This window comes from Parasphingorhabdus sp. DH2-15 (assembly GCF_051668705.1).
Taxonomy (GTDB): Bacteria; Pseudomonadota; Alphaproteobacteria; order Sphingomonadales; family Sphingomonadaceae; genus Alterisphingorhabdus.
In genome coordinates, this window is sequence record NZ_CP196351.1 from 1,435,172 (window position 1) to 1,455,257 (window position 20,086).

The 20,086-nt window shown below is 49.0% G+C and carries 16 protein-coding genes and 1 pseudogene; 8 read left to right on the forward strand and 9 right to left on the reverse strand.

The features are described 5' to 3' along the window. Positions 1-99: 99 nt before the first annotated feature. The 3 genes from ACR9YC_RS06710 to ACR9YC_RS06720 all read left to right on the forward strand — a co-directional run bounded on the left by ACR9YC_RS06710 (position 100) and on the right by ACR9YC_RS06720 (position 5,749). Complete coding sequence (locus tag ACR9YC_RS06710; protein WP_438725600.1) at positions 100-435, forward strand: hypothetical protein; 336 nt, start codon at positions 100-102, stop codon at positions 433-435. A gap of 130 nt (positions 436-565) precedes the next feature. Continuing rightward, the gene (gene dnaE, locus ACR9YC_RS06715; RefSeq protein ID WP_438725602.1) at positions 566-4,066 is read left to right on the forward strand and encodes a DNA polymerase III subunit alpha; all 3,501 of its coding nucleotides are present in this window, start codon (positions 566-568) and stop codon (positions 4,064-4,066) included. Between the two features lie 81 nt (positions 4,067-4,147). After that, positions 4,148-5,749 (forward strand): long-chain fatty acid--CoA ligase, encoded by a 1,602-nt coding sequence (locus tag ACR9YC_RS06720; protein ID WP_438725604.1) that lies wholly within the window; start codon positions 4,148-4,150, stop codon positions 5,747-5,749. Positions 5,750-5,764: 15 nt separating this feature from the next. Here the strand turns inward: ACR9YC_RS06720 and ACR9YC_RS06725 are convergent, their stop codons facing one another. The 4 genes from ACR9YC_RS06725 to ACR9YC_RS06740 form a co-directional block, all read right to left on the reverse strand. Next, entirely contained in the window at positions 5,765-6,832 is a 1,068-nt protein-coding gene (locus ACR9YC_RS06725; RefSeq protein ID WP_438731670.1) for a PA0069 family radical SAM protein, read from the reverse strand. A gap of 173 nt (positions 6,833-7,005) precedes the next feature. Beyond that, positions 7,006-7,533 (reverse strand): molybdenum cofactor biosynthesis protein B, encoded by a 528-nt coding sequence (moaB, locus tag ACR9YC_RS06730; protein WP_438725606.1) that lies wholly within the window; start codon positions 7,531-7,533, stop codon positions 7,006-7,008. Then, positions 7,520-9,301 (reverse strand): lytic transglycosylase domain-containing protein, encoded by a 1,782-nt coding sequence (locus tag ACR9YC_RS06735; protein WP_438725608.1) that lies wholly within the window; start codon positions 9,299-9,301, stop codon positions 7,520-7,522. The genes moaB and ACR9YC_RS06735 overlap by 14 nt, the downstream gene beginning before the upstream one ends. After that, the gene (locus tag ACR9YC_RS06740) at positions 9,276-10,130 is read right to left on the reverse strand and encodes a uracil-DNA glycosylase family protein (protein ID WP_438725611.1); all 855 of its coding nucleotides are present in this window, start codon (positions 10,128-10,130) and stop codon (positions 9,276-9,278) included. The genes ACR9YC_RS06735 and ACR9YC_RS06740 overlap by 26 nt, the downstream gene beginning before the upstream one ends. Before the next feature lie 175 nt (positions 10,131-10,305). Between ACR9YC_RS06740 and ACR9YC_RS06745 the strand changes: the two genes are divergently transcribed. The 5 genes and pseudogenes from ACR9YC_RS06745 to ACR9YC_RS06765 all read left to right on the forward strand — a co-directional run bounded on the left by ACR9YC_RS06745 (position 10,306) and on the right by ACR9YC_RS06765 (position 15,456). Then, entirely contained in the window at positions 10,306-11,973 is a 1,668-nt protein-coding gene (locus ACR9YC_RS06745; protein WP_438725613.1) for a 4Fe-4S dicluster domain-containing protein, read from the forward strand. 38 nt (positions 11,974-12,011) lie between these two features. After that, the gene (locus tag ACR9YC_RS06750) at positions 12,012-12,875 is read left to right on the forward strand and encodes a 4-(cytidine 5'-diphospho)-2-C-methyl-D-erythritol kinase (protein WP_438725616.1); all 864 of its coding nucleotides are present in this window, start codon (positions 12,012-12,014) and stop codon (positions 12,873-12,875) included. A 61-nt stretch (positions 12,876-12,936) separates the two neighbouring features. Beyond that, a pseudogene (locus tag ACR9YC_RS06755) lies at positions 12,937-13,608 on the forward strand (N-formylglutamate amidohydrolase). A gap of 106 nt (positions 13,609-13,714) precedes the next feature. Then, positions 13,715-14,176 carry a hypothetical protein gene (locus tag ACR9YC_RS06760; RefSeq protein WP_438725618.1) on the forward strand — a complete coding sequence of 154 codons (462 nt, stop codon included), beginning with the start codon at positions 13,715-13,717 and terminating at the stop codon, positions 14,174-14,176. Between the two features lie 56 nt (positions 14,177-14,232). After that, on the forward strand, positions 14,233-15,456 hold the full coding sequence (locus ACR9YC_RS06765; RefSeq protein ID WP_438725620.1) for a class I SAM-dependent RNA methyltransferase: 1,224 nt from the start codon (positions 14,233-14,235) through the stop codon (positions 15,454-15,456). 12 nt (positions 15,457-15,468) lie between these two features. Here the strand turns inward: ACR9YC_RS06765 and ACR9YC_RS06770 are convergent, their stop codons facing one another. The 5 genes from ACR9YC_RS06770 to ACR9YC_RS06790 all read right to left on the reverse strand — a co-directional run bounded on the left by ACR9YC_RS06770 (position 15,469) and on the right by ACR9YC_RS06790 (position 20,006). After that, the gene (locus ACR9YC_RS06770) at positions 15,469-16,431 is read right to left on the reverse strand and encodes a carbon-nitrogen hydrolase family protein (RefSeq protein ID WP_438725622.1); all 963 of its coding nucleotides are present in this window, start codon (positions 16,429-16,431) and stop codon (positions 15,469-15,471) included. 103 nt (positions 16,432-16,534) lie between these two features. Continuing rightward, a complete protein-coding gene (locus ACR9YC_RS06775) occupies positions 16,535-16,957 on the reverse strand; it encodes an MAPEG family protein (protein WP_438725624.1) in 423 nt (140 codons plus the stop codon). A 13-nt stretch (positions 16,958-16,970) separates the two neighbouring features. Then, complete coding sequence (locus tag ACR9YC_RS06780) at positions 16,971-17,399, reverse strand: MAPEG family protein (RefSeq protein ID WP_438725626.1); 429 nt, start codon at positions 17,397-17,399, stop codon at positions 16,971-16,973. A gap of 81 nt (positions 17,400-17,480) precedes the next feature. Then, positions 17,481-18,683, reverse strand: coding sequence for a type III PLP-dependent enzyme (locus ACR9YC_RS06785; protein WP_438725628.1), 1,203 nt, complete (start codon positions 18,681-18,683; stop codon positions 17,481-17,483). A gap of 150 nt (positions 18,684-18,833) precedes the next feature. Next, on the reverse strand, positions 18,834-20,006 hold the full coding sequence (locus ACR9YC_RS06790; protein WP_438725630.1) for a carboxynorspermidine decarboxylase: 1,173 nt from the start codon (positions 20,004-20,006) through the stop codon (positions 18,834-18,836). Positions 20,007-20,086: the final 80 nt, after the last annotated feature.

Consider the following 20,086-nt stretch of genomic DNA (forward strand, 5'->3'; position numbering starts at 1 on the left):
GATATACAATGTGTAACGATCATTATCATCGGTGCGAACCCATGATGAATATAACATTGCATAACAAACGGCATATGGCCGGGAAATAGGAAAAATATAATGTGGGAAGCACTGCAAGCCTGGTTTTTAAGTTTTGGTCAGGAATATGGCGTTAATCCGGTTATTTTCGGTGCAATCTACGTTGGTGCAATACCTTTTTTCACACTGTCCATCGCATGGCTGGTGCGTAACAAACGTGCTGGAAAATCGATCGTTTTGCCAGTTTTGTCCGCTGGCGGCTTTTTTGTCTCCGCTTATGTTTATCTGGCAATTGCTGGGAAAAACATTCCGGAATGGGTTTGGGTATTTTTGGGTGCACTCATAATTTATGGCGCATATTCAACGGTGAAAAGTGTGCGTTCCAAAATTTCTGATGAAGCAGATGCCACTGCTTAACTGGCCGTGGAAACATTCGAAATTAGACAGATGAACGCTCTTCAAAAGGGGCGTTTTTCTATCCACAGCATAGGCTTGTAAAAACCGCAGTTTTATTTGCCAGAATCGCTCTATAGTCGCACATTGCGGCATGGCTACTGATCCCTTTGTCCCGCTGCGTGTTTACTCATCTTATACGATGCTGGATGGCGCGATAGACCCAAAAGACATCGCCTCACTTGCGAAAGAGCGAGGCTTTCCCGCTATATCTATCGCTGACCGTAATGGGCTTTATGGCTCTATGGCATTTGCTGATGCCTGTTTCGCAAATGGCGTTCAACCTATTATCGGCGCGACTATGGCTGTTATTAGGCCGGGGCATGAAGGGCGCGAGAAGCCAGCAATAGATTGGCTGCCATTATTTGCCCAAAATGCACAAGGCTATCAAAATCTTTGCAAGCTGGTTTCATCGGCGCACTTGGATCGGCCAATTGAATTACCACCACATATCACTTTGCAGCATTGTACTAAATATCATCAGGGCTTAATCGCGCTGAGCGGCGCAGGGGAAGGGGTCATAACGCGGCTTTTGGCACAGGAACAACATAGTGCGGCGACCGATTGTCTGGATCAACTGCAATCTATCTTTCAAGATAGGTTATATATTGAATTAGCCCGCCGGAATGACCCTGACGAAGATGCAGCCGAAGACAATCTTATCCAACTGGCCTATGATCGCAATATAGCTCTCATTGCATCCAACCCTGCTTGTTTTGCCGAGCCTGGTTTTTACAAAGCGCGTGAAGCTATGATGTGCATTGCTGAGGGCGGTTATCTTGACGCTGGCGACCGCAAAAAAGGCTCTCCGGAAAATTGGCTAAAAAGCGGGGCAATGATGCGTGAGCTGTTTGCCGATATCCCTGAAGCATTGAGCAATACATTGGTTGCTGCGCAGCGATGTGCCTTTGCTCCGCCCAAAAGAGACCCGATATTACCCAGCCTTGCAGGCGATCTTTCCGGCGAAGAAAAAGAACTGCGATCACTCTCGCGCAATGGTCTGGAAGAAAGGCTGAAACTATACAAAGATTTGCCTGACGATGAGCGGCAAAGCTATTTTGACAGGCTGGACTATGAAATTGATATCATTATCAAAATGGGTTTCCCCGGCTATTTTCTAATCGTTGCCGACTTCATTCAATGGGCCAAGGAACAGAATATCCCGGTTGGTCCGGGGCGGGGTTCCGGCGCTGGTTCGGTGGTTGCATGGGCATTGACTATCACCGATCTTGACCCACTAAAACTGGGCCTGTTGTTTGAGCGTTTTCTCAACCCTGAACGGGTTTCTATGCCTGACTTTGATATCGACTTTTGTGAGACACGGCGCAGTGAAGTTATCCGCTATGTGCAGCAGAAATACGGAACCGATACCGTCGCGCAAATCATCACCTTTGGTAAGTTAAAAGCCCGCGCTGTGCTGCGCGATACGGGCCGTGTTCTGCAAATGCCCTATGGTCAGGTTGATCGCTTGTGCAAGATGGTGCCTAACCACCCAACCGACCCATGGAAACTAGATCGCGCCTTGAAAGGTGTGTCTGAACTGCGCGAGGAATATAATAAGGACGCGCAGGTTAAACAATTGATCGACCTGGCACTGCAAATGGAGGGTCTGCCGCGGCATAGCTCCACCCATGCCGCCGGTGTTGTTATTGGTGATCGCCCGCTTGACGAGTTGGTGCCGCTCTATCGCGACCCACGGTCAGACATGCCGGTTACGCAGTTCGATATGAAATTTGTTGAAAAAGCCGGTTTGGTAAAATTTGACTTTCTTGGTCTCAAAACCCTGTCCGTTTTGCACAAGGCAACGGAAATGCTGTCTAGGCGCGGTATATCTATCGATCTTAACACTTTGGCCTGGGATGACCCCAAAGTGTATGAGCTTTTGCAACGCGGCGAAACAGTTGGTGTTTTTCAGTTGGAATCTGAGGGTATGCGCCGGACGCTGGCCGCTGTTAAGCCTAGCAATTTTGGTGATATTATCGCGCTGGTGTCGCTCTATCGTCCAGGCCCAATGGATAACATCCCCAGCTTTGGCGCAAGGAAGAATGGCGAGGAAGAAATCGCCTATCCGCACCCGCTTTTGAAAGATATATTGGCAGAGACATATGGCATCATTGTCTATCAGGAACAGGTTATGCAGGCTGCTCAGGTGCTCGCCGGCTATTCACTGGGTGAAGCAGATTTGCTGCGCCGGGCAATGGGTAAGAAAATTCAGGCTGAAATGGATATTCAACGGGATCGCTTTGTTGAGGGCGCCGCGAAAAACGATATCAATTCGAAAAAAGCCAATGAGTTGTTTGACCTGATTGATAAATTTGCCGGCTATGGTTTCAACAAATCCCATGCTGCAGCTTATGCCTTGCTTGCCTATCAGACTGCATGGTTGAAAGCGCATTATCCTGAAGAGTTTTTTGCTGCTTCCATGTGTTTTGACATGCACCAGACAGAAAAGCTCAATATTTTTGTCGATGATATGAAGAAACTCGGCATTATGTGTCAGCCGCCAAGCCTGAACCATAGCGAGGTTGAGTTTTCGGTTGAAGCCGATGATAGCCCAGAAAATGAGCGGGGTTGGGCGGTGCGTTATGCCCTTGCTGGCCTAAAAAATGTCGGCGGCAAAGCGATGCAGGCTATAGTGGATGAGCGAGAGGCCAATGGACAATTCCAATCGCTCGCGGACTTTGCTGATCGTGTAAGCCCTGCATTATTGAACAAAAGGCAGTTAGAAAATCTTGCCGCAGCTGGCGCTTTTGATCAGGTTACCACCAATCGTGCGGCGGTTTATACATCTGCGGAGACATTATTGGCTCTGGCGCAACAAGCAGAGCAATCGCGCAATTCTGGTCAGGCTGCTCTGTTCGGCGGAGAAGAAGAGAGCAGTGCGCAGAGTTTGAAAACCGACAATTGCGCATCTTGGAACACTGCGACACGCATGAATTTTGAGAAAGACGCATTTGGCTTTTACTTTTCGGGACATCCTGTTGAGCATTATGAAGTTATTGCCTCTGCAAATGGTGCGCGGCCTTTTGCTAATGTCATGGACGGTATTCAGCTGGAAGCAGGGCAGAGACGGCCTGCCATATTGGCAGGGTTGATAGAATCCGCTCAAAAACGCCAAACCAAACGCGGCAAAGACTTTGCCATGGTTGATATGTCGGACAAATCTGGCCAATTTTCGGCGAGTTGCTTTGAAGAAAGGCTGGTGCCTCGTCTGGTGGAATGGGCTAAAGAAGGTGTGTGCGTGCTGCTCAATGTAGAGCTTGATAGCAACAGCCCTGATCAGCCACCGCGAGCGACAATCCGTTCTGCCCAACCTCTTGAAGGACTGCAAAGCGCGGCACAGCTCAAACTGATGTTTGATGCGCACGAGGCTTCTGCTTTTGCGCAATTGGCGGCTATATTGGAGCGTCGAAAAACTGGCCATGGACGCGTATTTGCCCGTTTGATCCAACCGGATAGAAACCCCATCACCATGGCCTTGCCAGAGCGTTACATGCTAGACAGCGAACTGGCCGAGCTTTTGGAGGATTTGCCGGGTATCTCTAATATTCGGCTAGAGGCAGTGCGGCGCAGTAAGCCGGAACTTGTAGGTTAGAAAACAGGCGATACACTGACAAAAACATGCTGATTCTTCACGCTTTGGCATGACAGATAAAATATAAAGGAGGATGCCCAAATGCTAGGCGCCATGCAGGATTTCGAACTAAGGGTAATGCATTTATTGGACCATGCCGCGCGCGAACATGGGCGGCGTGACATTGTTTCCTATTGGGCAGATGGCAGCGAAACACGCTCAAATTGGGCAGGGGTAGAGCGGGATGCACGGCGCATGGCTAAAGGCCTGACTGCCCTTGGTTTGCAAAAAGGGGACCGTGTTGCAACCTTGGCAATGAACCATGGTCGGCATCTTGTCAGCTGGTACGGTGCTATAGGTGCTGGCGGTGTTATCCATACAGTCAATCCGCGACTGTTTGAAGATCAGTTGGAATATATTATGAACCATGCGGAAGATCGCGTGCTGCTTTATGATGCAATGTTCCAGCCAATTATAGACAAGATGAAATCCCGCTGGACAACGATTGAGCATTATATTTGCTACGATCCGCCAAAAGGCAGTGATGTTCAAGGTTTTGAGGATTTTCTGGATCAATATGACAATGATTTTGCATGGGTCGATGGCGATGAAAGAGAGCCATGCATGCTCTGCTATACCAGCGGGACAACTGGCAACCCTAAAGGCGTATTATACGAACATCGCTCTACCATGATCCACGCTTTGGCCGAGATTCAGCCCGCCGTTTTTGACTTCTCACCAGCTTCTGTAGCGCTGCCCGTAGTGCCGATGTTCCACGCTGCTGCTTGGGGTATCCCTTTCGCCAGTGCGGCCGCTGGTGTAAAGCTGGTTTATTCTGCCGTGAATGATCCCGCTGTTCTCACCATGTTGATGAACCGCGAAGAAGTAACGCATAGCGCTGGCGTTCCCACGGTCTGGCTGGCATTGTTCCAACATATGGACGCGACTGGTGAAAAGCCCGAACATCTCAATGTAGTGACCATTGGTGGCTCGGCTGCACCGCGCGCAATGTGTGAGCGCATTATGAAAATGGGCTGCCGCGTCAACCACGCCTGGGGCATGACAGAAACATCGCCTATCGGCACCATGGGCGCACCAATACAGGGCTGGGATGCATTATCCCTCGACGAACAACTCGACATTGTTACCAAGCAAGGCAAGGTGCCATTTGGCGTGGAATTGCGGGTCTTGGATGATGATGACAATGTTCAGCCGCGCGATGGCAAATCCAGTGGCCGACTACAGATTCGCGGTCCGTGGGTGGTGAAACGCTATTTCAAAGCAGAAGAAGATGCGGTCACTGAAGATGGCTGGTTTGACACGGGCGATGTGGCCGTAATCCACCCGGATAATGTTATGCAAATCACTGACCGTGCCAAAGATGTTATCAAATCAGGCGGGGAGTGGATTAGCTCTGTAGAACTGGAAAATGCAGCGGTTGGCATGACCGAAATTGCAGAGGCCGGCGCCATTGGATTACCGCACCCTAAATGGGATGAGCGGCCATTGCTTGTTGTTGTTCCTGCGGCCGGCGCAAGCCTCAGCAAAGACCAAGTGCTGGAATATCTGTCTGATAAAGTCGCGAAATGGTGGCTTCCAGATGATGTCGCCTTTGTGGATGAATTGCCGCATACAGCAACCGGCAAGATATTGAAAACCGCGCTGCGTGAGCAATTTAAGGACCATAAATTACCGACGGTCTAGAAAATTGGCACAAAATCATAAATCGAGGCGCATCTGCCCATGCGGGTCTGGCGGAATGAAGATATCGGTACGCAAGTTATACCGGTTCTTCTCAAAGCCATATTTACTACGCAGCCTTTCCATGCGGTTTTTCAGCAAATCCGCCCAAGGCCCTTGCCCGCGCCGCCTATGGAAAAAGCGCGGATCATTGCGTTTGCCGCCCCGCAGAGACCGAATGATCGTCATGACTTTGGCCGCACGATCAGGAAAATGGGCAGCGAGCCATTCTTCGAATAAGGGCGCAACCTCCCATGGCAAACGTATGGGTATCGCCGCAAGACCAGTTGCTCCTGCCTCTGCGGCAGCAGCAGCGATATGCTCTAACTCATGGTCCGTAATAGCGGGAATGACCGGCGCAATGTTGACATAGCAGGATATCCCTGCCGCACTTAGCAAGCGGATGGCTTCCAATCGCTTTTTCGGAGAGGCCGCGCGTGGTTCAAGCGTTCGGGCAATAGCATTGTCGAGCGTTGTAATTGACAGCGCAACAGATGTTAATCGTAGTGCAGCCAAATTCGTGAGCAAATCTATATCATGCAATATTCTGTCAGATTTTGTTGTTATTCCAATGGGGTGGCGGGTTTCCAGCATGATTTCCAAAATGCTGCGCGTAATCTGATATCGCTTTTCTATCGGCTGATAAGGGTCGGTATTTGTGCCTATAGCAATGGGCCTTACCGTATAATTAGATGCCGCCAATTCATGCTTTAACAGTTCAGCAGCCGAGGGTTTTGCAAATAATTTGGTTTCAAAATCCAAACCCGGGGACAAATTATGATAGGCATGGCTGGGTCTGGCAAAGCAATAGACGCAACCATGTTCACAACCGCGATAGGCATTGATGGAGCGATCAAAAGGAATGTCGGGAGATTTGTTGAATGTGATGATTGTCTTTGGTGCTTCGATCGTCACATCAGTGCGAATTTTGCATGTTGGTTCGTCAATTTCAGCGCTTTTATCACGCCAATCTCCATCTACATCACGCTTAATGTCATCAAATCTGCCTGAAATGCCATTACTGACAGTGCCGCGCCCTTTGACAATGGTGATATTCGGGTCTGGCCGCGCTAAAATGGGGTCGCAATCAGGGCTTATTTTGATGTCATTATCGTTATTTGGTGGAGCCATTCCCCAACATTAATATGCCAATGAGAACATTTCAAGAACATTACTCAATATATAAGAAGCAAATTATACAATTTTTGCAGAGTGCGCGGCTATTGCTCTTGCAGGCGAGGCATCAACTCAACAAAATTGCATGGGCGGTGTCTACTATCCAATTGATATTGCAAAATCCCGTCCCAACCATCTTTTACAGCACCGTTGGAACCGGGCAGTGCGAAAATATATGTTCCGCGTGCAACGACGGCACACGCGCGGGACTGAATCGTCGACGTCCCGATATTTTCGATACTGAGATAACGAAACATCTCACCAAAGCCTGGAATATCTTTAGTTTTCACATGATCAAGCGCTTCTGGCGTAACGTCTCTGCCGGTCAGGCCAGTGCCGCCCGTCGTCACAATGGCATCAACCTCTCTATCATCAATCCAATTTTGCAAACGTGCCACCAATCGCGTTTGATCATCTTTTTCAATAGCCCGTTGAAAGAGCCTATGCCCGGCATTTTTAATGCGTTCGGCTAAAATATTACCGGAAGTGTCGTCAGCTATTGTTCGCGTGTCAGAAACCGTCAACAATGCGATGTTAACGGGAATAAATTCGGCTTTTTTATCGATCGCCACCGCGACTTCCTCCATTATTCACTGGATCAATGCGAACCAGTTGCACAGCACCCCCATTGGGAAATTTGGGCCATAGGCCTTGAGCCAATCCAAATGCGCTTTGGGAGGCTATACCGGCCTGCGCTTCATACATCCAGTAATTGCGCAATACGATACCAACATATGCACGTGTTTCAGAATAAGGGATTGATTCCATATAAAGCAGCGGGTCGCCTTGGTCTTTAATCTCATCATTCCAACGGCCAACAGGGGAAGGGCCGGCATTATAAGCAGCGATCACCTTTGGTAGCAGCCCGCCAGTTTGCCGCTTCTTTGCAAGATTCTGCAAAAATTGTTGTCCAAGAGCGAGATTATTTTCCGGAACAGCCAAGGCTTCATTGTTAGAAGGAATATTGTAGTTAGCGCCCAAATCAGCAGCAGTACCGGGGAGTAATTGCATCAAACCGCGTGCATTGGCTGGGCTCACTGCATCTGGCCGAAAACCAGATTCCTGCAAAGTGTGCGCATAGACAAGCGCAGGATCAACCTTCCAGCCATTTACAGGCTGCCAGCGCGGGGCAGGGAATGCAGCCAAGCGATTGGTATCCGCATTTTTGGGTGCATAAATTGCCAACCAGCTTTGCAAAGCAGGCAAGTTATAAGCTCGCGCAACAGCCAATAATGTTTGGTGATCAGCCCCTTGTGCGCGCCGTGCCTCATAGCGTAACGATTCTTCGGCCAGACTGTTTTGACCAATAGAAATCAGTGCCAGTGCAGATTGGCCATTTTGGCTTTTCTTCAACACTTGCAGTTGCTGAGTGGATATATCTGCAAATGTCGCAGGCACGTCCTTTTCAACACCCAGTGCTTGCTCTGCCAATAATCCATATAGCGAACCATCAAAAGTTCTCGCTTGCTGCAAATGGTAATTGACCTGACCGGGATAGCCCGCGCGCATCCATGCTCGTGACGCCCAATAATAGCCTGCGGATTTTAATTCAGGATTGCGAGCAGCTGATCCTGTCGCAGAAAATTGCTCAGCAGCGAGCCGATAATCGCCTTGCCGCCAAGCAGCAAGTCCATAGACCCAATGGCTTTCCCCCAACCAGATACCGCGGCCTTTGACGGCTTCACGGGCGATTTCAAGAGCCTCGCGATCACGATTTTCAATATAATAAGACCATGCAACACGCTGCTGCCATTCTGTCAGGCTCTCAATCGATATATTGCGCGCGGAAGATTGCAGAATAGAATTCGCCAAATCTGGATCACTATTGGTAATTGCCTGTAATATTCGCTGTTTTTCGCTTTCTGCCAAAGCATTGTCGCCGGTGATGCCGTTGGGCTTGCCGCGGACAGATGGAGCGCCCTGATATTGTAATGATCGCCGGGCAGGGGCTGATGGCGTATCGACAACGCCGCGCCGAGCAGCCAAGCGGCGCAACTGATCTGATTGTGCAATGTCAGGCGCTTCTTGCAGCAAGGCGAGCAAATCTTCTGCAGATGCCGCGGGAGAATTAGCAGCCAAATAATATTCGGCGCGGAATACTGGATTAAGAGGGTTGTTTGCGCTGTCAGCGATGATGGCTGTCACAGCATTCCAATCTTCTTTTTTCAAAGCAGAGAAAAAGGAGAGCGCTTGCCTATGTTCCTTATTGGATAGCACATCAGCATGGCTGTCAGCTATGTCACTACTTTCAGGGGCGGAAAAATATTCTACACTGGTTTTGGCCGATAGCGGCGAACACAAAAATCCAAACAAACTAAGGCTGTACAGCACCGACTTCATTGAGAGACTCCCCGATTCTAAGCCAGTCTTTCCAAGCAACCCTTTTCATAGTTGGTCTGGCCAAAAGGGTGCGTGGATGTAAACTGACGTCTGCAGGGATGCTTCGCCCATCATGGTTAATATTTGGTAAGGATCGTCTATTTTCGGCCAAGTCATTACCCGTTACCACCAGATTGGCCAATTTTCCGCATAAGATTATCGATTGCGGCGCTATCAACTCCATCAGATGAGAGGTGATTATGTTCCAATGGGCTTGCTTGTCCATCTCCATTTCTGGGGCAAGGCTATATTGCGGCCATAATGACAAGAATGCAGCCTGATCGGTTTCGATATTGACCGTGCCCAATATATTGGAAAGTAGCCGCCCCGATGCACCGGAGAATAATATTTCTTCATCATCCTCTTCTGGCATATCGCTGATAATCAGCAATTTTGGCTGTGATTTCAGCACTGGTAAGATGCGCGGACCCAGACCGCTTGCCATTGTTAATGCTGGTGAAGATTGCCACCATGGCAGAATATCGTCAAAACTATCGGGCAGAGGTACATTTTGTTCGGCGGGTTGCGTATTCGCATTGTCCCTCTGCATATGTGCTTCGGCTAAAGGAGGGGAAGGGGCAGGCCGCACTGGCGGAGCATTATTCTGCTCTATAAGCGGCTCCGCATTTTGCTTTGCCACAGGAGCAGAAACGGCGGCACTATCATCGGCTGACTCAAACCACTCACGGGGAATTTCCCGATAATCATGCTCCACGCCAGCAGAACGCCACCATTCCCAATAGCTGTCTAACTCTTGTTGAGCAGAGAATGATGTATCTGGACTGGCCATTATAATTTGCTCTGACAGGGTTAACGAGAACCGGCTTTCCATTTTTGCTCAAGCCGCAACTCTTGCTTTCATTAATGCACTTGGTAGATCATTATATTTTCGCTATCGAATTGCGAACGAAAGTGCAAATTAACGCAGATGTCTATTGTGCGGAAGACACATTTAAGGTGCTAATATGAGTGATGCTGAAATCGAACGTGAGTCCATGCCATATGATGTGGTGATTGTCGGTGGTGGACCCGCCGGTTTGTCTGCGGCTATCAGATTGAAACAAATGGCCGCAGAAGCAGGTAGCGAGATTGATGTTTGCATATTGGAAAAAGGCTCGGAAATCGGCGCACATATCCTATCAGGTGCAGTAATCGATCCGCGTTCTTTGGACGAATTGCTACCTGAATGGCGCGATAATGGCTGCCCCATGGCAGAAACGCCCGTGACCGATAACCAGCATTGGGTGCTCACCAAAAAAGGCAAGTTCAGCATTCCTCATTTTCTAACACCCTCATTTTTGCATAATAAGGGCTGTTATACAGGGTCTCTTGGCAATATGTGCCGCTGGCTTGGTGAGCAGGCCGAAGAACTTGGCGTAGAGATATTTCCTGGATTCGCGGCCGCTGAAATTCTGTATCATGAAGATGGATCGGTAAAAGGCGTTGCGACCGGCAATATGGGTGTGGCTCGTGATGGCAGCCACAAGCCTGATTTCGAACCTGGTTTAGAGCTCCACGCAAAATATACTTTCTTTGCAGAAGGCGTTCGCGGACATTTGACCAAAATCCTTAAAAAGCAATTTGCATTGGATGCAGATTGTGAGCCTCAGGTCTACGGGCTGGGCATAAAGGAATTGTGGGATATTCCAGCTGATAAGCATAAACCGGGCCTTGTTATCCACTCGCAAGGCTGGCCGTTAGAAGCAGGCTCTAATGGAGGCGGTTTCCTCTATCATCAGGCCAATGGTCAGGTCGCGCTCGGTTTTGTGACATGGCTCAACTATAAAAACCCCTATTTGCGACCATTTGAGGAAATGCAGCGCTGGAAAACCCATCCAGAGATTCGCAAATTCCTCGAAGGCGGTAAGCGCGTATCCTATGGCGCACGCGCCATTAGTGATGGTGGCTTTCAATCTGTACCTAAACTGGCCTTTCCGGGTGGTGCATTGATCGGTTGTTCTGCCGGTTTCCTTAATGTTCCCCGTATTAAGGGCACGCACACCGCTATGAAATCCGGCATGATGGCCGCAGAAGCCGCTTTTGCCGCGATACAGGAGCAACGCAGCAGTGATGAACTGACAGCCTATCAGAGCGCTTATGAAGGTAGCTGGGTTTATAAAGAGCTGAGCAAAGTACGCAATGTACTGCCATTGATGGAAAAATTCGGCGACAAGGTTGGTTCTTTCTTCGCTGGCATCACCATGTGGGCGGAGCATTTGGGCATCAAAATGCCGTTCACCATGCGGCATGAGCCAGATCATAAATCATTGGCACGCAAAGAGCATGTTCATCCTATTGAATATCCCAAACCGGATAATGTCTTGACTTTTGACCGTCTGTCATCGGTCTTTTTGTCTAACACCAATCATGAAGAAGATCAGCCAGTTCACTTGCAGTTGAAAGATCCGGCGATACCGATCAATTATAATCTGCCAGTGTTTGATGAACCTGCGCAGCGCTATTGCCCGGCCGGCGTGTATGAAGTGGTTGATGAGGACGATGGCAACAAGCGTTTCCAGATCAATGCGCAGAACTGCGTCCATTGCAAAACCTGCGATATCAAAGACCCGTCACAGAATATCAATTGGGTAACACCAGAAGGCGGCGGCGGACCAAATTATCCTAATATGTAAAGGCTTGCAGATCATTCCTCATATTGGGTTTAATTACCATGACGTTGACTGAATATGCTCCAGCCAAAATCAATTTGGCGCTGCATGTGCGAGAGCGCTTGCCTAATGGCTATCACATATTAGATACAATTTTCGCGTTCATTGCCGATGGAGACAGGCTGACCGCAACAGCTAGCGATAATTGCTCGATGAATATTGTCGGGCCCTTCTCCAAGGGGTTGCCCGTTAATGATGATAATCTGGTTCTTGAAGCTGCGAAAGCTCTTGCAAAAGCTGCCCATATTGACGCGAACGTTCATTTCACCCTGACCAAGAACTTACCCATTGCATCAGGTATCGGTGGAGGTTCGGCAGACGCAGCCGCTGCGCTGCGCTTATGCAACAGCTTATGGGGTTTGGACTGGCCTTTAGAAAAATTATGTGAGATCGGCTTGGCATTGGGTGCAGATGTGCCAGTTTGCATAGCATCGTCCAGTTGCCACGGAACAGGCATTGGCGAGCAGTTGGTGCCAATCAGTGCCGGGCAATGGCAGAATATGCCTATATTGCTTATCAATCCGCTAAAGCCTGTATCAACGGGGCAGATATTTGGGCAGTGGGACAAACAAGACAAAGGTGTTTTTGAGGGACCGGTCAACGAACTGGAAAGTGTGGCTAAAGGCCGTAACGACCTTCAACCTATGGCTATAAGCCTTTGTCCAGAAATAGCGTTGATATTGGAGCAGCTATCCCAGAGCAACCCGATATGCGCCCGTATGTCCGGTTCCGGCGCGACATGTTTTGCGCTCTTTGCCGATGATGAGGCCTGTGTCCAAGCAGAAGAGCAGATAAAATCTGTATTTCCAGATTATTGGACTTTGACGTCAAGACTGCATGATTGGGATTTTGGCCGTGAGCGATAAGACGGACATGTCTTTGGTTGATTATTACGCATCGCGCGATGGAGAAGCGCTTTGCAACCTGATGATAATCGGCGATCATGCTTCCAACCATATTCCAGATGGCCTCGATTTGGGCATTGACCCAACGATATTAGCGACGCATCGGGCCGTTGATTTGGGTACTGCATCGGTCTCACAATCACTCCATCAGCAATTTGGTTGCGCAGTTGCCAATGCCCGTATTTCCCGTTTGGTGGTTGATCTAAACCGTTATCGTGAGGAAGAAACGACCATTCCAGCAGTCAGTGACGGCATCACCATAGACGGCAATCAACTTAATGATGCTGAGCATGAGGCTCGGCTCTAGCAATATTATGACATATATCATGCGCAAATCGGCACTTTGGTTGGCAAAGAAAATCCGCGGCTTATCATTTTCCTTCACAGCTTTACGCCGCGCCTTGAAACGCAAAATGCGCAGCGCCCATGGCATTATGGTATCATGTATGATGAAGATGAAAGAGCAGGCCATATTGCTTTGAATTATTTTGACAATCTGCAAATTACGGCAGGCGATCAACTGCCTTATTCAGGCAAAATCTATAACAGTTCTTTCAAACGGCATGCTCAATCCAACAGCATTGCCTATGTCGGTTTAGAGGTGCGTCAGGATCTGCTCGAGCATGAAAATGGCAGGCAGGACGCTGCCGAAGCTATTCGCGGGATGGCGGAACAAATATTACGGGACATCTAAATCTCGTCACTTTGTGAGGCTTGCATATGGCGCCATTAACGTTAACGCGCTGGACCTTGGCAACAGTTCCCCGTTATAGCTGCACCAACTTTCTAAAGGACGTGTTATGCTATCATCAATTTCCAAACAATCATGCACACTGGCTAAAGCGCTCATCGTCTCTGGGGCAATATTATCGCTAGCTGGCTGCGGTGTAGGCAGCACGCCTGCTAATGAGATTGTAGAAGAAGAAGTGGCCCCGCCTGATCCTGCAAAAACGGCTCCAGAAGCTAAGCGGGCAGATGTTTTACGTGATGATGGGAAATTGAGCTGCGCTTTGGCTGGAAGCGAAAGGTTCACGCGGACTTGTGCACTGGAACGAATTTCCAATGAAGATGGTAAACAGATGATATTCCGCCATCCAGATGGAGGCTTTCGCAGGTTTTTGGTGGTTTCAGACGGCCGCGGCCTTGTCGCTGCTGATGGCGCAGATGATGCCATCATCACCATATTGGACGATAAGGTCATTGAAATTGACGTTGATGGCGACCGTTATCAAATGCCTGCTACCGTCAGCGATGAATCCTAAAATGTTTATCAATAAAACGAGATTATTGCCCCAAAGCCATTTGCAGACCTTTTACTTTGTCTGACAATCAAGACATCATCGTCAGAATTGCTGCGCGTGGAGACGGTGTAACCGCATCTGGACACCATATTCGCGGAGCAGCTCCGGGAGACGCGATTTCTCCTGATGGTGGGTTAATTAAAGGCCCTCATCATGTAGCGCCAACATGCCGCCATTTTGATCAGTGCGGCGGATGTGCGCTACAGCATATTGATATGGTCAGCTACGCAACCTTCTTGCGTGAGAGAGTAAAGGGCGCTCTGCATGGACAGGGCATTGCGGATGTTGAGATATTAGACCCTCTTATTTCCAAAAGTCACAGCCGCCGCCGTACATCCTTCCGGGTTATTTCCATGGGCAAATCTGTGCATATTGGGTTTAATACCGAACAATCGCACCGTGTTGTGGACATTAAACAATGTGATGTCCTTCATCCTGATATTTTTGCACTTTTTGCGCCGTTGCGAGAGTTTTTTGTGCAATGGCGAGATAAGAAACTCAACCTTATCGTCCATGTTACATTGGTGGACCAGGGTGTTGATCTGCTTATCAAAAACCTCAATCCCGATACGCTTGAGCGCTATGAAAAGCTATCTGCATTTGGCCAATTGCATGCTTTGGCAAGACTGTCCATAGATCGGGGGGAGGGCACAGAAACGCTTTACGCGCCGGAGCCCGCCACCATTACACTGGGGTCTACACGAGTGGATTTGCCCGCAGGCAGCTTCTTGCAAGCGACATTGGACGGTGAACAAGCTCTGTGCGGGACCGTGAACCAATGGTTGGGCGATGCACCTATGGTTGCGGATCTGTTTTCAGGGCTTGGCACTTTCGCGTTTTCCGCAGCGGATGCTCTGCCCAATGGCGCTAGAAAGATATATGCTGCGGAGGCAACACGCGACAGCATTTTTGCCCTTAAAGCGGCTGCGAACAGGCGCAAAGTACCGATCTTCACAGAGCATCGTGACCTATTTCGCAGACCATTAACATCCATAGAAGTAAACCGCTTTGACGCCATCATACTCGACCCACCGCGTGCCGGCGCGCGTGAGCAAGTAATGCAATTGGCGCAATCCACTGTTGCAAAAATCATTTATGTCAGCTGCAACCCCAGCAGCTTTGCAAGGGATAGTAAGGCTTTGCTGGAAAATGGTTATATATTGCAGCAAGTTCAGCCGGTTGGGCAATTCCTCTGGTCAACGCATGTAGAATTAGCGGCGCATTTTACCAAAAACAGCTAAATGTTCGCTCACTTAGCTGTCAGACCAGACCACGCCGTCTTGTGCTTTGGTGTTGACTGACAATTCAAAGATATCAGGCCGCGAATAATGGCCATCTGTATCCAGTGATGTGAGAGCCTCGCCAATCTGCTCCATATCAAGCTCTGCTATGATAATTTCCGACTGACTGCCCGCTTGCGCCAAAATACTGGTATCCGGTGCTACAATCTGACTGCCGCCACTTTGTAATTGCTTGCTGTCCATTGCGGATAACAGCTCATGCGCAGCCGCATTACCACCGGCAAGTTCCAGGCCATGTAATAGATCAGACTGATGCTGGATTGTACCAGCGGCCAGCACGAAGCAGCGTCCTTCGAAAGCATAATGGCGAGATGCTACGGAATAGCTTTCACGCACGGTTGGCCAAGCGGCGACATGAATATGCTCACCCTGATTGTGCATCGCTGCACGTGCCATAGGCATCCAATTTTCCCAACAGATCAGGCTGCCAATAACAGAGCCATCCTCAGCCACATGCGGCTTTAAGGTCGAACCATCACCGCGCATCCAGATAAGACGCTCACCATGAGTAGGCACGAGCTTACGATGGCTAAGCGGCTTTGCATTTGGGCGGAAAAGCAACTGATTGTTATACAGGCTGGAGCGGCGGCGCTCATGCGCCCCTACTGATACCATGACGTCATGACGGTCTACAAGCTCCTGCAAAGGTGCAAAACGTTGATCGCCCTCAACAACTGCATTTTCCAGCATGATACGATGCAATGCCTGCGTGCCGGGATGATCCCACATTGCGGCATCTGACGCTTCATCCAGCCATAATGGGTAGCCACCCAGAAATGTCTCTCCAAATGCGATAATCTCCGCACCGTCTCTAGCGGCCTTGTCGACATGCTGAACTAACTGTTCAATACCGTGGTCAATTGCCAGGGGTACGGGTGCGGCCTGTACAATCGCAGCATTTATGGTTTTTCTCATTATATCACTCTCAAAAAATGGGGAGGGGCATGATGAATGCTCTTTTATATCTACCTGTTCGCCTCAGAGCCGATAAAGTTTCAAAAAGAGCCTAAAGCGCAACTTAAAAGACTGCGATCATGGCATGCAAAATCAAGGCAATCAGGCACAGGCTGGACAGAACAAAAATTGCAAAACGAATAACCACACGGTTAATAAGAGATTGGAACAAACTGTGCGCTATGCGCAAACCAACATAGGCCCAGGCAATATACATATTCATGCCCTGACCATGGCCAACAAGAAATAGCACGATACAGACCGCATAGAATAATGTAGGTTCAGCCATCAAATGATTGTAATTATGGGCTTTCCATTGCGTCTTTGGTGCTAATATACGATCTAAATCACCGCCGGTTGAACCGACCAGACTGGGCGTATCAATATCTGCCTTCTGCATGGCGGGCAGGCGGGTAATATACATCCACGCCCACATCACCATTGTCCATGCCAGCAATACCACCATCGGCTGCAAAATATCTTTCATTTGCGTTTCCTTTTTAGATTGTGGCGATCAGGGCCAATATGGCCAAGCCAATCAAACAAAATGTTGATAGAAGAAACAAAATAAACCGAACACGTATCGTGTTGATTTGAACCTGCCAAAGGCTGTGTATAATGCGCAAAACAACATAGGCCCAAGCCAGGCTGACCGAAATAGTAGAGACACCTTCCGCAAGCGTCAAAATGGCTATAACTGCGTAATAGAGCGTTGGCTGCTCCATTAAATGCTTATAATTATGCGATTTCCACGCAACATTTGGCGGCACGATGGGGTCAATATCCTCACCCCTACCGCCCACAGATGCCGTAATATCGCGGCCCATTCTTGCTGCAGCAGGTAAACGTGTTGCTGCCATCCAGAACAAAATGATGATTGACCATATGACCAATATGACAGCTGGGGTCAGTAATGACGTGTCAAGCATATAGGGAGCTCCCAAGAAGAGAGAATGGATTGGCCCTTTGAGGAGAACAAGTCAACTTCGGCAAATATGCTTTGCATGTTATCAGCGTGAAATGGACACCACATTATCCGGCAACCAATCTGTGCGGCTCTTGCCGTCATAAAGGCTGCTCATCGGCTCGTCACTGACGTCATGGCATTCGGATTCGCCAAAGCCATTAAACGATGTTCGCATTGCAGCGCCATAGGCCCCGATCATGCCAATTTCGATATAATCGCCTGCTTTGATGGTTGATGGCAATGGGAATGGACCAGTCATATAGTCTATATCATCACAGGTTGGCCCGAAAAAGGCGAAGTCTGCAAATTCCATATCTAAGCTAGTAAAGGCCCGTACAGGAAAGCGCCAACCAATATGTGCAGCATCAAATAGCGCCCCATAAGCACCATCATTGATATAGAGCTCATCACCGCGGCGTTTTTCTACACGCACGATCAGGCTGTTATACTCCGCGCATAATGCTCTGCCGGGTTCGCACCAGAGTTCCGCTGAATAGCTGATCGGCAGGCTTTCAAAGGTACGGTCGATAATTGTGAAATAGTCTTCCAGCGGAGGAGGCGCCATGTCAGGGTATACTGACGGAAAACCGCCGCCCACATCGACAATGTCAATGGTAACAGAAGCGTCCACAATGGCTGCACGCACACGTTCCAGTCCTTGGACGAAAGCGTGCGGGGTCATAGCCTGACTGCCAACATGGAAACAGATACCGAGTGTTTCCGCAACTTGCCGCGATGCCTGAAGCAATGGCGTTATTTCATCGGCAATTGCACCAAATTTTGCTGCCAAGCTAAGTTCTGCATATTCTGATGAAACACGTATTCTTACACATAAGGTAAGATCGGTTGCATTTTCAGTCGCCGTCTGAATTTTCTCCAGTTCCTCAATACTGTCGAGCGAGAAAACCCGTACCCCATGGGTAAAATAGGCCTCTTTTATTGCCTCACGCGTTTTGACCGGATGCATGAAGCACAAAGTTGCCTCTGGCAGCGTATCGGCAACCAGCCTGACCTCAGCAATAGAGGCCACGTCATAATGGTCGATACCTGCCGACCATAAACAGTTCAGCAAACCAGGTGATGGGTTGGCCTTGACCGCATAAAGTGACTTGCCGGGGAATTTTTCGACAAAGAACCGCGCGGCGCGCTCCGCAGCGTGCGGCCGATTGAGAATAACAGACTGGTCCGGTTGCAGCGCTTCAATAAGCGCATTCGCGTCAGCGTAGTTTTGAGGCAGGTTGGACAATCAAGGGACCTCCTAAAAATCGATTGCGTTTCAAGCTGCCTTGCGGTTTGGAAGTCCCCTTGGGGCAGCGGAAAGTCCGGTTATCCGGCATATGTTAAAAAGTAAAGAATTTTGTTACTTACAATTATATCAATATGGGTTTGCTTCCGCTTAACTCAAGCGGTCACGAAATTCTGTCCAATCAAACTCTTTAACACAGCGCAGTTCATCCGTTTCACTGTCCCACAACCAGATAGAGGGCAAGGGAACGCCATTAAACGTCGTGGTTTTAACCATTGAATAATGCGCCTGATCCAAAAATGCTATACGCTGGCCCGGCTCGGCAGGAACAGGCAGACGAAAATCACCCAATATGTCACCAGCAAGACAAGACGGTCCACCAAGGCGAACCGGATCGCCATCGCGCGCTTCCATCAGCATGGCCGGTCTATAGGGTGCTTCTATAACATCGGGCATATGGCATGTAGCCGAAATATCTGTGACAGCGACTGGCATATCATTGTCCATAACATCCAGAATTTCCCCAACCAATATACCAGCATCAAGCGCAACGGCCTCGCCAGGCTCCAGATAAATCTCGCAGCCTGAAGTCTCTCGCAAATCCTCTAAAAAGGCGACAAGCTCTTCGCGCTGATAATCAGAACGGGTTATATGATGACCGCCGCCCAAATTGATCCATTTTAGCTGGTCAATATGGTCAGCAATATAAGGCACAATTGCCTCCCAAGTGCGATATAAAGGCTCAAAGTCCTGCTCGCACAATGTATGGAAATGCAGCCCGTCAATCGCTTCAAAATGTTCTTCGCTTAACTGATTTATTGGGAAGCCCAAGCGACTATGGGGCTGGCACGGGTCATATTTGGGTACCTCGCCCTCTTGATGCATGGGGTTTATGCGCAGCCCGATATCAAATTGCTCTCCGGCATCACGCAAGCCTCTGATCAATGGCGCAAAACGCGATATCTGGTGCGGTGAATTGAAAATAACATGATCTGAAATTGCACATATTTCGGGCAATTCATGCGGCTTATAGCCTGGCGAATAGGTCGCAACTTCCCCGTCATATTTGTCAAAGGCGAGCCGCGCCTCCCATAGTCCGGACGCACAAACCCCATCGAGATGACTGTCTATCATTGGCGCAACATCCCACATGGAAAAGGCTTTAAGTGCAGAAAAAATATGCGCACCTGATTGCAGCTTAATATCTTCCAATATGGCAAGATTTTCGCGCAACTTTGCCGCATCAACGACAAAGGCCGGTGTCGGCACACGGCTCAAATCAAAATGGGCAAAGGCCCCGGGATGTCCTGCTCTGGTTTCCATACTATCGCTGGCTAACGATTATCTTTGCATGGCGCAAAGATTCGTTGGATGATTTTGGGAAAATATTTCTGCCTGTCGAC

Coding starts and splice junctions, on each gene's coding strand:
- ACR9YC_RS06790 (WP_438725630.1), bottom strand. CDS start 20,006: ATGGAAACCAGAGCAGGACATCCCGGGGCCTTTGCCCATTTTGATTTG.
- ACR9YC_RS06735 (WP_438725608.1), bottom strand. CDS start 9,301: ATGAAGTCGGTGCTGTACAGCCTTAGTTTGTTTGGATTTTTGTGTTCG.
- ACR9YC_RS06760 (WP_438725618.1), top strand. CDS start 13,715: ATGCTATCATCAATTTCCAAACAATCATGCACACTGGCTAAAGCGCTC.
- ACR9YC_RS06710 (WP_438725600.1), top strand. CDS start 100: ATGTGGGAAGCACTGCAAGCCTGGTTTTTAAGTTTTGGTCAGGAATAT.
- ACR9YC_RS06770 (WP_438725622.1), bottom strand. CDS start 16,431: ATGAGAAAAACCATAAATGCTGCGATTGTACAGGCCGCACCCGTACCC.
- ACR9YC_RS06780 (WP_438725626.1), bottom strand. CDS start 17,399: ATGCTTGACACGTCATTACTGACCCCAGCTGTCATATTGGTCATATGG.
- ACR9YC_RS06720 (WP_438725604.1), top strand. CDS start 4,148: ATGCTAGGCGCCATGCAGGATTTCGAACTAAGGGTAATGCATTTATTG.
- ACR9YC_RS06745 (WP_438725613.1), top strand. CDS start 10,306: ATGAGTGATGCTGAAATCGAACGTGAGTCCATGCCATATGATGTGGTG.
- dnaE (WP_438725602.1), top strand. CDS start 566: ATGGCTACTGATCCCTTTGTCCCGCTGCGTGTTTACTCATCTTATACG.
- ACR9YC_RS06740 (WP_438725611.1), bottom strand. CDS start 10,130: ATGGCCAGTCCAGATACATCATTCTCTGCTCAACAAGAGTTAGACAGC.
- ACR9YC_RS06750 (WP_438725616.1), top strand. CDS start 12,012: ATGACGTTGACTGAATATGCTCCAGCCAAAATCAATTTGGCGCTGCAT.
- ACR9YC_RS06775 (WP_438725624.1), bottom strand. CDS start 16,957: ATGAAAGATATTTTGCAGCCGATGGTGGTATTGCTGGCATGGACAATG.